Source organism: Agromyces intestinalis, from assembly GCF_008365295.1.
In the GTDB taxonomy this organism is placed as follows: Bacteria; Actinomycetota; Actinomycetes; order Actinomycetales; family Microbacteriaceae; genus Agromyces; species Agromyces intestinalis.
Genome location: NZ_CP043505.1, coordinates 1883685 through 1896179, shown reverse-complemented (window position 1 = coordinate 1896179; position 12495 = coordinate 1883685). Strand labels below are relative to the sequence as shown.

13 protein-coding genes are annotated in these 12495 nt (G+C 70.7%); 8 read left to right on the top strand and 5 right to left on the bottom strand.

Translation table 11 applies throughout. From position 1 onward, the window contains the following. Positions 1 to 3 precede the first annotated feature (3 nt). From FLP10_RS08670 to FLP10_RS08660, 3 genes are all read right to left on the bottom strand, one after another. Positions 4 to 372, bottom strand: a complete 369-nt coding sequence (locus FLP10_RS08670; protein WP_149160503.1) for a hypothetical protein — start codon at positions 370 to 372, stop codon at positions 4 to 6. A gap of 99 nt (positions 373 to 471) precedes the next feature. Then, positions 472 to 2565, bottom strand: a complete 2094-nt coding sequence (locus FLP10_RS08665; protein WP_149160502.1) for a RecQ family ATP-dependent DNA helicase — start codon at positions 2563 to 2565, stop codon at positions 472 to 474. Between the two features lie 139 nt (positions 2566 to 2704). Then, entirely contained in the window at positions 2705 to 3334 is a 630-nt protein-coding gene (locus FLP10_RS08660; RefSeq protein WP_149160501.1) for a TetR/AcrR family transcriptional regulator, read from the bottom strand. 223 nt (positions 3335 to 3557) lie between these two features. Between FLP10_RS08660 and FLP10_RS08655 the strand changes: the two genes are divergently transcribed. The 3 genes from FLP10_RS08655 to FLP10_RS08645 all read left to right on the top strand — a co-directional run bounded on the left by FLP10_RS08655 (position 3558) and on the right by FLP10_RS08645 (position 6654). Continuing rightward, positions 3558 to 4232 carry a YdeI/OmpD-associated family protein gene (locus tag FLP10_RS08655; RefSeq protein ID WP_149160500.1) on the top strand — a complete coding sequence of 225 codons (675 nt, stop codon included), beginning with the start codon at positions 3558 to 3560 and terminating at the stop codon, positions 4230 to 4232. Between the two features lie 75 nt (positions 4233 to 4307). Further along, positions 4308 to 4895: a PadR family transcriptional regulator gene (locus FLP10_RS08650; protein WP_149160499.1), complete on the top strand. Its 588-nt coding sequence runs from the start codon at positions 4308 to 4310 to the stop codon at positions 4893 to 4895. 43 nt (positions 4896 to 4938) lie between these two features. Continuing rightward, a complete protein-coding gene (locus FLP10_RS08645) occupies positions 4939 to 6654 on the top strand; it encodes an ABC1 kinase family protein (protein ID WP_149160498.1) in 1716 nt (571 codons plus the stop codon). A gap of 155 nt (positions 6655 to 6809) precedes the next feature. Here the strand turns inward: FLP10_RS08645 and paaK are convergent, their stop codons facing one another. Continuing rightward, positions 6810 to 8144 (bottom strand): phenylacetate--CoA ligase PaaK, encoded by a 1335-nt coding sequence (gene paaK, locus FLP10_RS08640; RefSeq protein WP_149162171.1) that lies wholly within the window; start codon positions 8142 to 8144, stop codon positions 6810 to 6812. Positions 8145 to 8223: 79 nt separating this feature from the next. Then, positions 8224 to 8652, bottom strand: coding sequence for a hydroxyphenylacetyl-CoA thioesterase PaaI (gene paaI / locus FLP10_RS08635; protein WP_149160497.1), 429 nt, complete (start codon positions 8650 to 8652; stop codon positions 8224 to 8226). 118 nt (positions 8653 to 8770) lie between these two features. On the opposite strand from paaI, the gene paaA reads away from it, so the two are divergent. From paaA to paaE, 5 genes are read left to right on the top strand one after another with little or no spacing between them, the layout of a single operon-like run. Continuing rightward, a complete protein-coding gene (gene paaA, locus FLP10_RS08630) occupies positions 8771 to 9715 on the top strand; it encodes a 1,2-phenylacetyl-CoA epoxidase subunit PaaA (protein WP_149160496.1) in 945 nt (314 codons plus the stop codon). After that, the gene (gene paaB, locus FLP10_RS08625) at positions 9712 to 10014 is read left to right on the top strand and encodes a 1,2-phenylacetyl-CoA epoxidase subunit PaaB (protein ID WP_149160495.1); all 303 of its coding nucleotides are present in this window, start codon (positions 9712 to 9714) and stop codon (positions 10012 to 10014) included. Before paaA ends, paaB begins: the two co-directional genes overlap by 4 nt. Then, positions 10011 to 10838: a 1,2-phenylacetyl-CoA epoxidase subunit PaaC gene (gene paaC, locus FLP10_RS17565; RefSeq protein WP_342780562.1), complete on the top strand. Its 828-nt coding sequence runs from the start codon at positions 10011 to 10013 to the stop codon at positions 10836 to 10838. Before paaB ends, paaC begins: the two co-directional genes overlap by 4 nt. Next, positions 10835 to 11326, top strand: coding sequence for a 1,2-phenylacetyl-CoA epoxidase subunit PaaD (gene paaD, locus FLP10_RS08615; RefSeq protein ID WP_246150312.1), 492 nt, complete (start codon positions 10835 to 10837; stop codon positions 11324 to 11326). The genes paaC and paaD overlap by 4 nt, the downstream gene beginning before the upstream one ends. Further along, entirely contained in the window at positions 11326 to 12465 is a 1140-nt protein-coding gene (gene paaE, locus FLP10_RS08610; RefSeq protein ID WP_149160494.1) for a 1,2-phenylacetyl-CoA epoxidase subunit PaaE, read from the top strand. Before paaD ends, paaE begins: the two co-directional genes overlap by 1 nt. Positions 12466 to 12495 lie beyond the last annotated feature (30 nt).

The following is a 12495-nucleotide window of genomic DNA, read 5'->3' as shown; positions in this document are numbered from 1 at the left end:
CGGTCAGTTCGGTGCTGTTGCTCGACTGCTCGAACGCTGGGCAGCCCGGCGCCTGATGATGTCGAATGCCAGTATCGGCACCGAGACGACGCCGACGAGAAGCAACAGGGTGGGCCTGCCGAACACGATCGCGAGCACCACGGCGAAGATGGCGACTGAGAGGGCGATCAGTATCGCCCAGATCGAGCCGATCTCACGGTCCATGCGGGCAGCCCGGCGCCTGATGATGTCGAATGCCAGTATCGGCACCGAGACGACGCCGACGAGAAGCAACAGGGTGGGCCTGCCGAACACGATCGCGAGCACCACGGCGAAGATGGCGACTGAGAGGGCGATCAGTATCGCCCAGATCGAGCCGATCTCACGGTCCATGCGGGCAGCCTAGCCGGAGGTGTGGACGCGGATCGCCAACGAATCGCCTGCTGCACCGCGGGAAGACATCAGGCCGTCGCGCGGGTCATGGAGTACTCCTCACCCGCGCAGCGCCAGCGCGAACGGCAGCACGTCGGTCGCGCCCGCGATGCGGAGCTCGCGGGCGGCGACGGTGAGCGTCCACCGGCTGTCGGCGACGTCGTCGACGAGCAATACAGGCCCGGATGGCACGTCGAGTGCGTCGGCGTCGAACCGATTCCAGACGCCGGCGAGCCGGTAGGCGCTGTTGCCGCCGGGTTGGCCGGTCGGGCCGCCGTCGCGGAGCGCGAGCGCGCCGACGTACGGGAGCCGCCCGATCTCGGCGAGCCCGCAGGCGAGGGAGTCGACGAGCTGCGGGTGCGACGTCGACGGCATCGCGACGACCGCGACCGGTCGTTCGGCCCACCCCCAGTCGGCGAGCACCCGCACGCACGCGTCGAGCAGCCGGGGCGGCACCGGGGCGTCGGGCGTGCCGGCGGCGAACACCTCGCGCAGCGCGCCGCCCCAGCCGAGGTCGGTGAGCCGGGCGAGCGCCCGACCCTCGGCGGCCTGCTGGCCCGGCGCGATGCGCCCCTTCACCGGCACGCCGAGGCGGTCGGCGCCCGTGGGCCACATCTTGCGCGGCTCGATCGGCACGCCGACGCGATCGAGGGCCGACGCGGCAGCGCGGGTCGCGTCGTCGGCGATGCCGGTGGGATACCAGGTGCCGGCGCAGTTGTCGCAGCGCCCGCAGGGCGCCGCCGTCTCGTCGTCGAGGGAGCGCTGCAGGAACTCCATGCGGCACATCTCGGTGGTCTCGTAATCGAGCATGTGCTGCTGCTCGGCGAGGCGCTCGGCAGCGATGCGCCGGTAGCGCTCGGCGTCGTAGACCCACGGCTCGCCGGTCGAGACCCAGCCGCCCTGCACCCGACGCACGGCGCCGTCGACATCGAGCACCTTCAACAGCAACTCGAGCGGAGTGCGGCGAAGGTCGACCATCGCCTCGAGGGCGGCCGTCGAGGTGGGTTGGTCGGAGAGCGCGGCGAGCACGCGGCCGGCGCGGTCTTCGTCGGGCATCGACGCGGTGGCGAAGTAGTGCCAGATGTCGCGGTCTTCGACGCCCGGCAGCAGCAGCACGTCGGCGCTGTCGGTCGCCCGGCCGGCACGACCCACCTGCTGGTAGTACGCGACCGGCGAGGACGGCGCGCCGAGGTGCAGCACGAACCCGAGGTCGGGCTTGTCGAACCCCATGCCGAGCGCGCTCGTCGCCACGAGCGCCTTGACCTCGTTGCGCTTCAGCATGCCCTCGGACTCGGTGCGCTCGTCGGAGTCGGTCTGACCCGTGTAGGCGCGCACCTCGTGACCGCGCTCGCGCAGCACCCGCGCGGTGTCGATCGCCGCCGCGACCGTGAGCGTGTAGATGATGCCCGACCCGGGCAGGTCGTCGAGGTGGCTGATGAGCCACGCGAGCCGACTCGGCGAGTTCGGCAGCTGCAGCACCCCGAGCCGCAGCGACGCGCGGGCCAGCGGGCCGCGGATGGTGAGTACGTCGGCGCCGCCCAACTGCTCGGCGACATCGGTGACGACTCGGCTGTTCGCCGTCGCGGTGGTCGCGAGCACGGGCACGCCGGCCGGCAGTTGCGCGATGAGCTCGCGCAGCCGGCGGTAGTCGGGCCGGAAGTCGTGCCCCCAGTCGCTGATGCAGTGCGCCTCGTCGACGACGAGCAGCCCGATGCGGCGCACGAGCGCCGGTAGCTGCTGCTCGCGGAACGACGGATTGTTGAGCCGCTCGGGCGAGACGAGCAGCACATCGACTTCGTCGGCGTCGAGGCGGGCGAGCACGTCGGCCCACTCGTGCGGGTTGGTGGAGTTGATCGAGACGGCGCGCACGCCGGCCCGCTCGGCCGCGGCGACCTGGTCGCGCATCAGGGCGAGGAGCGGCGACACCAGCACCGTCGGGCCGGCACCCGCCCGGCGCAGCAGCAGCGTTGCCACGAAGTAGACCGCCGACTTGCCCCAGCCGGTGCGCTGCACGACGAGTGCCCGACGGTGCTCGTCGACGAGTGCCGAGATCGCCTCGAACTGACCGTCGTGGAACTCGGCGTCGTCGCGCCCGACGAGTGCGCGCAGCGCGGTGAGGGCGGCCGCACGGGTGTCGGTCGTGGCGTCGGTCATCGCCCCAGCCTCGCACTCGCCTGCGACATCCGTGTCCACTCGTCGTCCGCTCGTCTGCCGAGCGTTTCCGTTCGTGCACCCTGTGCCAGGTAGACCGGACACGCTCGGCGCGAACGGAAACGTTCGACGACGGGGGGCGTCAGCCGAGCAACTCCTCGACTCGGTTCGACGTGGGCATGCGCAGACCGTCGAGGGCGATCGCGATGACGTCGTCGGCGAGCCGGTCGGCGTCTTCGCGGCCCCCGGGCCGGTACCACTCGACGATCGAGTTGATCATGCCGAACGCGAGCCGCGACACCACGCTCGCGTCGATGTCGGTGCGCAGCGCCCGCTCGCTCTGCGCCTCGCTCACGAGGTCGGTCACACGCCGGTCGAACGCGCGGCGGCGCCCGAGGGCGCGCCGCTCGACCTCGGTGTTCCCGCGTACCCGAAGCAGCAGAGTGACATAGGGCAGCTTGTCGACGAGCACGCGGGTGGCACCGCGCAGCACCTGCTCGAGCCGGTCGATCGCACGGCCGCCCGAGGCATCCGCTTCATCGATGACGCCCTCGAGCTCGTCGAGCGCCTCGCCGAGCGCGCGATCGAGCATCTGCTCCTTCGAGGCGAAGTGGTGGTAGATCGCCGACTTCGAGATGCCGAGCCGGTCGGCGAGCACGCTGATGGAGGTTGCGTCGTAGCCGTGCTCGTTGAACGCGGCGACGGCGACGGCGAGCACGCCGGCCTGGTCGTAGCCGGGGCGGCCGCGGCGGGGTTCGGCGGGTGCGGGCATGCGTTCAGTCTTCCATGCGACCGACCGTTCGGTCGGCTCGGCGCGGCTTGCGCGGCTCGCGCGGCTCGCGCGGCTCGCCGAGTGTTTCCGTTTGCGCGAGGGGTTTCCGGAAGGGCGGAAACGGTCGGCGCGAACGGAAACATTCGGAAGGGACGGGAGAGGAGAGAGGGAGAGGGAGAGGGAGAGGGAGAGGGGTGTCGGAGGGCGGTGCCAGACTCGGGGCATGGCGACGATCGGCACCCCCGGCGGCACGCCCGAGCGGCCGGCGATCTTCTTCTCGGGGCCCGAGGAGTTCCGCGCGTGGCTCGAGGCGAACCACGACACGGCCACCGAGCTGTGGATGGGCATCTACAAGAAGCATGTGCCCCACCGCGCGCTGACGTGGGAGCAGGCGGTACCCGAGGCGCTGTGCTTCGGGTGGATCGACTCGGTCGCCCAGCGCATCGACGACGACGCGGTGCGCCAGCGGTGGACTCCACGCAAGCCCTCGAGCAACTGGTCGGCCGTCAACGTCGCGCTGGTCGAGCAGCTCGCCGCCGACGGGCGCATGCATCCCGCGGGGGTCGCCGCGTTCGAGCGGCGTCGCGCCGACCGCACCGGCGTGTACTCGCACGAGAATCCCGGCCAAGAGCTGCCACCCGAGTTCGCGGCACGGCTCGCGGCCGACCCCGCGGCGTCCGCGTTCCTCGAGGCCGCGACGCCGACCTACCGTCGCACCGTGACCCACTGGGTGATCACCGCGAAGCAGCAAGCGACACGCGAGAAGCGGCTGCAGCAGCTCATCGACGACAGCGCGGCGGGCCGGCTCGTGCCGTTCCAGCGTTACGGCGAGACGCCCAAGTGGGTCGAGCGTGCCGCCGAGGCGGCGCGGGCGGCGGGCTCCGAGACATCCGGATGATTCGGTGAAGCCGTTGCCGAACGATATATCGGTGACTATCGTCTGAGTATCGCTCAGCTACGCGAGGAGGCCGCCATGGACGGTTCGTTCACCGCAGGATTCGGCTCGAAACCCGGAGGGCAGGGAGCATCGGGCGGGCCCGGAGGGCCGGGCGGGTTCGGCGGGTTCCCGCTCTGGGAGACGCTCGATCAGTTCCGCGACGTGTTCGAGCAGCGCCTGTCTCCGCGGATGTCGCGGGGCGACGTGCGTGCGGCCGTGCTCGCACTTCTCGCCGAGCGCCCGATGCACGGGTACCAGATCATCCACGAGATCGAGGAGCGCAGCGGTGGGGCGTGGAAGCCGAGCCCCGGTTCGGTCTACCCGACGCTGCAACTGCTCGCCGACGAGGGGCTCATCACGGCCGAGGAGTCGAACGGCCGCAAGACCTACTCGCTCACCGACACCGGTCGGGCCGAGGCCGAGTCGGCGGCCGATCGCGCCGCGCCCTGGGAGTCGGGTACGAAGGAGTCGGCGCGCTCGACCGTGCTGCCGAAGGCCGGTATGAAGCTCGCGCAAGCGGTCGGGCAGGTCGCTCGCGGCGGCACGCCCGAACAGGTCGCGCAGGCGGTCGACGTGCTCGACGAGGCCAGGCGTAAGCTCTACTCGATCCTCGCCCAGGAGTGATCCGCGCCGCGTGGCGTCGGAGCATCGGCGTTCAGGAGGCTCGATGACCGACGCCCGCGCCTCGCGCGCCCGCTACCGGCGCATCCTGCGCTTCGCACTGCGATACATGGTGCAGGCGTGGTGGTTCGAACTCGTGCTGCCGCGGCTCGGGCTCTCCTCGCTCGCCGCGCGCCAGCGCGCCGCGAGGCTCCAGCGCATCGCCCGCAACTTCCACGAGCTGGCGGTCTCGCTCGGCGGGCTCATGATCAAGGTCGGGCAGTTCATGTCGTCGCGGCTCGACGTGCTGCCGCCCGAGATCACCGACGAGCTCGAGGGGCTGCAAGACGAGGTGCCGCCCGTCGACTTCGCCGCGATCCGCGCGCTCGCCGAGGCCGAGCTCGGCGTGCCGCTCGAGCGCGCGTACGCGTTCGTCGATCCCGAACCGGTCGCCGCGGCATCCCTCGGGCAGGTGCATCGCGCCCGGTTGGCGACCGACGACGCGGCGCAGGCCGGGTTCGCCGACGTCGTCGTGAAGGTGCAGCGGCCGGGCATCGACCAGGTCGTCGCGGTCGACCTCGCGGCGTTGCGCAAGGTCGCCGGCTGGCTCGACCGGGTGCGCATCGTGTCCGATCACGTCGACCTGCCCGTGCTCATCGAGGAGTTCGCGGCGACGAGTCGCGAAGAGATCGACTACCTGCACGAGGCCGCCAACGCCGAGCGGTTCGCCGAGGCTTTCGCGGGCGACGCGCGCGTCGAGTCGCCTGCGGTCGCGTGGGAGCGCACCACGCGTCGGGTGCTCACGCTGGCGGATGTCACGGCGATCAAGGTCAACGACGTCGATGCCCTGCGGGCGGCGGGTATCGATCCGTCGGCCGTGGCGACCGCGTTCGCCGACGTGATGTTCGACCAGCTGTTCGTGCACGGGTTCTTCCACGCCGACCCGCACCCGGGCAACATCTTCGTGACGCCCGGCGTGCGGGCACCGGGTGGGGGTGCGGCCGGTGACGCGACATCCGGTGCCGCACCCGACTGGCATTTCACCTTCGTCGACTTCGGCATGATGGGCGAGGTCTCGGAACACCTGCGCGAGGGCTTGCGCCGACTCGTCATCGCGGTCGCGGCGCGCAACGGGCGGCAGCTCGTCGAGAGCATCCAGCAGGTCGGGGTGCTGCTTCCCTCGGCCGACACCGCGGTGCTCGAGCACGCGATGACCGAGCTGTTCGCCCGCTTCGGCGGCATGGGCTTCGCCGAGCTGCGCGAGGTCGATCCGCGGGAGTTCCGCGACTTCGGCACGGAATTCGGCGATATCGTGCGGTCGCTGCCGTTCCAGCTGCCCGAGAACTTCCTGCTCATCATCCGGGCCGTCTCGCTCACGTCGGGCCTGTGCAGTGCGCTCGACCCGGCGTTCAACATCTGGGACGCCGTCGAACCGTACGCCGCCCGGCTGCTGCGCGACGAGAGCGGCAACGCGGTGCAGGCGTTCGCGAAGGAGGCCGTCGCGGTCGCCGGTATCACGGCGCGTCTGCCGCGACGCGTCGACGACATGATCACCCGGTTCGAGAACGGGCAGATCGCCGTCGACTCGCCGCGCCTCGAGCTGCGCATCCGCAGCCTCGAGCGCCTGGCCTACCGGCTCATCTCAGCGGTGATGTTCGCGGCGTTGCTGATCTCGGGTGCGGTGCTGCGCGCTCAAGACCTGATGTTCGGCACCGTGCTCATGATCGCGTCGATCCCGGCTCTGCTGCACAGCCTGTTCGCCGGCTTCACGACGCGGCGGTAGGGGGCTGGTCGAGCAGTGAGCGCCGGCGAGCGTCTCGAGACCTGGTGAGGTGCGTTGCGGGGTCTCGATACGCGCTTCGCGCTACTCGACCAGCCGGGGCCGGTCCGGCCGGGTCGCGCCCCCACGCGACCCGGCCTCCAGCCCCCGCTGGGGTCTCAGCGCAGGTCGTAGACCCGCTTGTATTTGCCCTCGCTGCGCGGCAGCGCGCCCGGCTCCTCGAGCTGCACCGCCACCGTCGTGCCGATCAGCACCTTGATGCGCTGCTGCAGCACGACCGTGGCCGCCTGGCACACCTCGACGGTGAGCTCGGGGTGGCGCTCGATGCGCACGGTCAGCGCGTCCATGCGGCCCGACTTCGAGAGCTCGAGGATGAAGTGCGGCGTCAGCGTCTCGATGCCCAGCACGATCTCCTCGATCTGGGTCGGGAAGAGGTTCACCCCGCGCAGGATGATCATGTCGTCGTTGCGCCCCGTGATCTTCTGCATGCGTCGCATACCGGGGCGCGCGGTGCCCGGCAGCAGCCGCGTGAGGTCGCGCGTGCGGTAGCGGATGACCGGGAACGCCTCTTTGGTGAGCGACGTGAACACCAGCTCACCGAGTTCGCCGTCGGCGAGGGGCGCGAGGTCGTCGCCGATGATCTCGGGCAGGAAGTGGTCTTCCCACAGGTGCGGGCCGTCCTTCGTCTCGACGCACTCGTTGCCGACGCCCGGCCCCATCACCTCGCTGAGCCCGTAGATGTCGACGGCGTGCAGGTCGAGGCGGCGCTCGAGCTCGGCACGCATCTCGTTCGTCCACGGCTCGGCGCCGAGCACGGCGACCTTGAGCGACGAAGCGCGCGGGTCGTAGCCGGCCTCCTCCATCGCGTCGGCGATCGTGAGCAGGTAGCTCGGCGTGCACAGGATGACCTCGGGCGCGAAGTCGTGGATGAGCTGCACCTGGCGCGCCGTCTGGCCGCCCGACATCGGGATGACGGTGGCGCCGAGCTTCTCGATGCCGGCATGCGCGCCGAGTCCGCCGGTGAACAGGCCGTAGCCGTACGCGTTGTGCACCTTCATGCCGGGGCGCACGCCGCTCGCGCGCAGCGACCGGGCCACGAGCGTGGCCCAGCGGTCGAGGTCGCCCTCGGTGTAGCCGACCACGGTCGGGCGGCCGGTGGTGCCGGATGACGCGTGGATGCGCCGCACGTCGCTCATCGGCACCGCGAACATGCCGAAGGGGTAGGTGGCGCGCAGGTCCTCCTTGGTGGTGAACGGCAGCTTCTGCACGTCGTCGAGCGACCGGATGTCACGGGGGTGCACGCCCGCATCGTCGAACTTCCTCGTGTAGAGGGGGACGTGCTCGTAGGCGTGCCGCACGGTCGACTGCAGGCGTTCGAGCTGCAGTGCCTCGACCTCGGCGCGGGTCATGCGCTCTTCGGGGTCGAGGGCGGCCGGGTCGGGGGCGGTGCCCAGGCGGACGGTGGTGGTGGGAGTGGTGGCCGTGGTCGTCATCGACATGGGGACTCCGGGGTGTTGGTGGTGGGGGTCGCGATAGGCGTTTCGCGCTACTCGACCGGCGGAACGAATCGGGTTACTCGACCACCGGTGGCAGCGAGCGGTTGGTGGTGAGGGAGCGGCCGCGGAACTCTGCGACGACGTCGCCCGTCTCGTCGGTCACGGTCACGTCGTAGAGGCCGTTGCGGCCGCTCACGACCCGACGTCGGGCGGTGGCGGTGAGCGTCTGGCCGGCGTGCGTGGCCTTCAGGAACGAGATGTCGGCGCCGGCGGCGACCGTGACCTGCTCGTCTTCGTTGCAGGCGATCGCGAACGCGGTATCGGCGAGGGCGAATACGAATCCGCCGTGCGTGATCTCGAAGCCGTTCGTGTGGTCGGCGGTGACGGCCATCGACACGACCGCGAGACCGGGTTCGTCGCGCTCGACGCGCAGGCCCAGCAGGGCCGAGGCGCGATCGCGCCGCATCATCGGTCGCAGGGGAGCGGCGGCCGTGGCATCCGTCATCGTTCACTCTCCTTCGAGTGGGCTGACCGGGCCGTGTTGCCGACCCTCGCATGACGAGCATATACTAACTGAACGATCGGTTAGTAATCCGATCACCGCAGACCCCTGGGAGTCGACGATGACCACCACACCCGAGCAGGCGCAGTTCGATGCGCTGATCGCCGCCGACGGCCGCATCGAGCCGCGCGACTGGATGCCCGAGGCCTACCGCAAGACGCTCGTGCGCCAGATCAGCCAGCACGCGCACTCCGAGATCATCGGCATGCAGCCCGAGGCGAACTGGATCAGCCGGGCGCCGAGCCTCAAGCGCAAGGCGATCCTGATGGCCAAGGTGCAGGACGAGGCCGGCCACGGGCTCTACCTCTACTCGGCCGCCCAGACCCTCGGCACCCCGCGCGACGAGATGACCGAGGCGCTGATCGCCGGCAAGGCCAAGTACTCGTCGATCTTCAACTACCCGACGCCCACCTGGGCCGACATGGGCGCGATCGGCTGGCTCGTCGACGGCGCCGCGATCTGCAACCAGGTGCCGCTGTGCCGTGCGTCGTACGGGCCATACGGCCGGGCGATGGTGCGCATCTGCAAAGAGGAGTCGTTCCACCAGCGGCAGGGCTTCGAGATCCTGCTGACGCTCATGCAGGGCACCGACGAGCAGCGGCGAATGGCGCAGGACGCCGTCGACCGCTGGTACTGGCCGGCACTGCAGATGTTCGGCCCGCCCGACGACCAGTCGCCGAACTCGGCGCAGTCGATGGCGTGGAACATCAAGCGGTTCACGAACGACGAACTGCGCCAGCGGTTCGTCGGCATGCTCGTGCCCCAGGCCGAGGTGCTCGGCGTCACCCTGCCCGACCCGAAGCTGCGCTGGAACGACGAGACGCAGCAGTACGACATGAGCGAGATCGACTGGACCGAGTTCTTCGAGGTGCTCGCCGGCCGCGGGCCGATGAACGCCGAGCGGCTGCGTCGTCGGCGCGAGGCGCACGAGGACGGCGCCTGGGTGCGCGAGGCCGCCGCCGAATACGCGCGCAAGCGGGCGCAGATCACGGAGCAGGCCGCATGAGCACCCCGGGAACCTCGAACGAGCCGTGGCCGCTCTGGGAGGTGTTCGTGCGCGCGAACCGCGGACTCTCGCACGTGCACGTCGGCTCGCTGCACGCGCCCGACGCCGAGATGGCGCTGCGCAACGCACGCGACCTGTACACCCGCCGCAACGAGGGCCAGTCGATCTGGGTCGTGCCCGCCGACGCGGTGACCACGAGCGACCCCGACGCGAAGGGTGCGTTCTTCGAGAGCCCCGCCGGCAAGAACTACCGGCACGCCGTGTACTACACGGCATCCGAGGGGGTGAAGCACCTGTGAATGCGTCCGACACCTCGCACGGCGACGTGCACGTCGACCGCGTCGCGCTCGCCGACGAGCTCGCGGGCGACACCGGCCAGATCGCGAGTCCGGATGCTGCGGAGTACGCGCTGTGGCTCGGCGACGACGCCCTCGTGCTCTCGCAGCAGCTGGGCTGGTGGATCAGCCGCGCGCCCGAGCTCGAGGAGGACATGGCGCTCGGCAACATCGCGCTCGATCTGCTCGGTCACGCCCGATCGCTGCTGCACTACGCCGGCACCGTCGACGGCCGCAGCGAAGACGACCTCGCGTACTGGCGCGATGAGCCCGAGTTCCGCAGCGCCTGGCTCTTCGAACAGGAGAACGGCGACTTCGCGAAGACGATCGCCCGGCAGCTCGTGGCATCCGTCTACCTGTTCGAACTGTACGAGCGCCTGCGCGCGTCGACCGACGCGACCCTCGCGGCCATCGCCGAGAAGGCCGTCAAGGAGGTCGACTACCACCGCGACCACGCCGTGCAGTGGACGCTGCGCCTGGCCGGGGGCACCGAGGAGTCGCGGCGCCGCATGATCCGCGCGCTCGACGACATCTGGCCGTACGTCGACGAGCTGTTCCGCGACGAGCCGCTCATCGACCGCCTCGACGGCGTCGCCGTGCGCCCGTCGACGCTGCGCGAGCCGTTCGACGCCGTGCTCGCCGACGTGTTCTCCGAGGCCGACCTCGCACCGAAGTCGGCGTTCATCGCGGCGGGCGGCGGGCGCGAGGGGCGGCACTTCCCGACCCTCGGATACCTGCTCGCCGAGTTGCAGGTGCTCGCCCGCACACACCCGGGGGCATCGTGGTGACCGCGGTGCGCTCGCGCGCATGGGACATCGCCGCGACGGTCTGCGATCCCGAGATCCCGGTGCTCACCATCGAAGACCTCGGCATCCTGCGCGACGTCGAGGACTCCGACGGGCGGGTCCGGGTGCACATCACGCCCACGTACAGCGGATGCCCCGCGATGGACGCGATCCGCGACGACCTGCTCACCGCGCTGCGCGCGGCGGGCTATGCGGATGTCTCGGTCGAACTCGTGCTCACGCCCGCGTGGACCACCGACTGGATGACCGACGACGGCCGGCAGAAGCTCGAGGCGTACGGCATCGCCCCGCCGTCGGGTCGCGCTCCGGTGCGGCCCGCCGGCCCGATGCGCGTGGCGCTCGCCGTGAAGTGCCCGCGCTGCGACTCGCTGCACACCCGCGAGATCTCGCGCTTCGGGTCGACGTCGTGCAAGGCGCTCTACGAGTGCCTCGATTGCCTCGAGCCGTTCGACTCGTTCAAGGTGCTGTGATGACGGCGGTGAACCTGGGGTCGACGGGCGTGCGCAAGCGCCGCGGGCGATTCCACGAGCTCGAGGTCGCCGAGGTGCGCCCGCTCACGTCCGACAGCGTCGAGGTCACGTTCACCGTGCCCGAGGAGCTGACCGGCGAGTACGACTACGTCGCCGGGCAGCACGTGGCGCTGCGCGCCGAGATCGACGGACACGAGGTGCGGCGCAGCTACTCGATCTGCCGCCCGCCCGTGCGGCCCGCAACCGGGCCCGGCTCGATCAGCGTCGCGATCAAACGCGACCTGGGCGGGCGGTTCTCGACGTGGGCGAATCGCGAGCTGCAGACCGGCCACCGCATCGATGTGATGAGCCCGCAGGGCACGTTCACCTCGAACCTCGCCGACCTCGACGGGCGGCACGTCGTCGCCATCGCCGCCGGCAGCGGCATCACGCCGATGATGGCGTTGGCGCACACGGTGCTCGAGGCATCCGACACCGCCCGCTTCACCCTCGTGTATACGAACCGGTCGACGCTCGACGTGATGTTCCTCGACGAGCTCGCCGACCTGAAGGACCGCTACCCGTCGCGCCTCGCGCTGCACCACGTGCTGAGCCGCGAGCAGCGCACCGCGCCGCTGCTGTCGGGTCGCATCGACCAGGCGAAGCTCGACACCATGCTCGACGCGCTGATCCCGCCGGCAACGGTCGACGAGTGGTTCCTGTGCGGCCCGTTCGAGCTCGTGCAGCTGTGCCGCGACACGCTCGAGGGTCGAGGCGTCGATGCGGCGCACGTGCGGTTCGAGCTGTTCACGACCGGAGAGCCCGGCGAGGTGAGGCCCGATGCCGGGAGGCCCGTGGTGGTGCAGGCCGGTGAGCCGGTCGTGCACCTCGACTTCACGCTCGACGGCCAGTCGTCGTCGGTCGACTCGCCGGTGAGCGCGAACGAATCGCTGCTGAACGCGGCGCTGCGGGTGCGGCCCGACGTGCCGTTCGCCTGTGCGGGCGGTGTGTGCGGAACGTGCCGCGCGAAGCTCGTCGAGGGGTCGGTGAACATGCGCGAGAACTACGCGCTCGAGCCCGACGAGCTCGAGCGCGGGTACGTGCTGACGTGCCAGTCGCACGCCACGAGCGAAACGGTGCTGCTCGACTACGACGGGTGAGGCGTCTCGCGGGGTCGCGATACGCGCTTC

Bases quoted from the DNA above. Each gene is read 5' to 3' on its own strand.
- FLP10_RS08670 (WP_149160503.1), bottom strand. From the start codon at position 372: ATGGACCGTGAGATCGGCTCGATCTGGGCGATACTGATCGCCCTCTCA.
- FLP10_RS08665 (WP_149160502.1), bottom strand. From the start codon at position 2,565: ATGACCGACGCCACGACCGACACCCGTGCGGCCGCCCTCACCGCGCTG.
- FLP10_RS08660 (WP_149160501.1), bottom strand. From the start codon at position 3,334: ATGCCCGCACCCGCCGAACCCCGCCGCGGCCGCCCCGGCTACGACCAG.
- FLP10_RS08655 (WP_149160500.1), top strand. From the start codon at position 3,558: ATGGCGACGATCGGCACCCCCGGCGGCACGCCCGAGCGGCCGGCGATC.
- FLP10_RS08650 (WP_149160499.1), top strand. From the start codon at position 4,308: ATGGACGGTTCGTTCACCGCAGGATTCGGCTCGAAACCCGGAGGGCAG.
- FLP10_RS08645 (WP_149160498.1), top strand. From the start codon at position 4,939: ATGACCGACGCCCGCGCCTCGCGCGCCCGCTACCGGCGCATCCTGCGC.
- paaK (WP_149162171.1), bottom strand. From the start codon at position 8,144: ATGACGACCACGGCCACCACTCCCACCACCACCGTCCGCCTGGGCACC.
- paaI (WP_149160497.1), bottom strand. From the start codon at position 8,652: ATGACGGATGCCACGGCCGCCGCTCCCCTGCGACCGATGATGCGGCGC.
- paaA (WP_149160496.1), top strand. From the start codon at position 8,771: ATGACCACCACACCCGAGCAGGCGCAGTTCGATGCGCTGATCGCCGCC.
- paaB (WP_149160495.1), top strand. From the start codon at position 9,712: ATGAGCACCCCGGGAACCTCGAACGAGCCGTGGCCGCTCTGGGAGGTG.
- paaE (WP_149160494.1), top strand. From the start codon at position 11,326: ATGACGGCGGTGAACCTGGGGTCGACGGGCGTGCGCAAGCGCCGCGGG.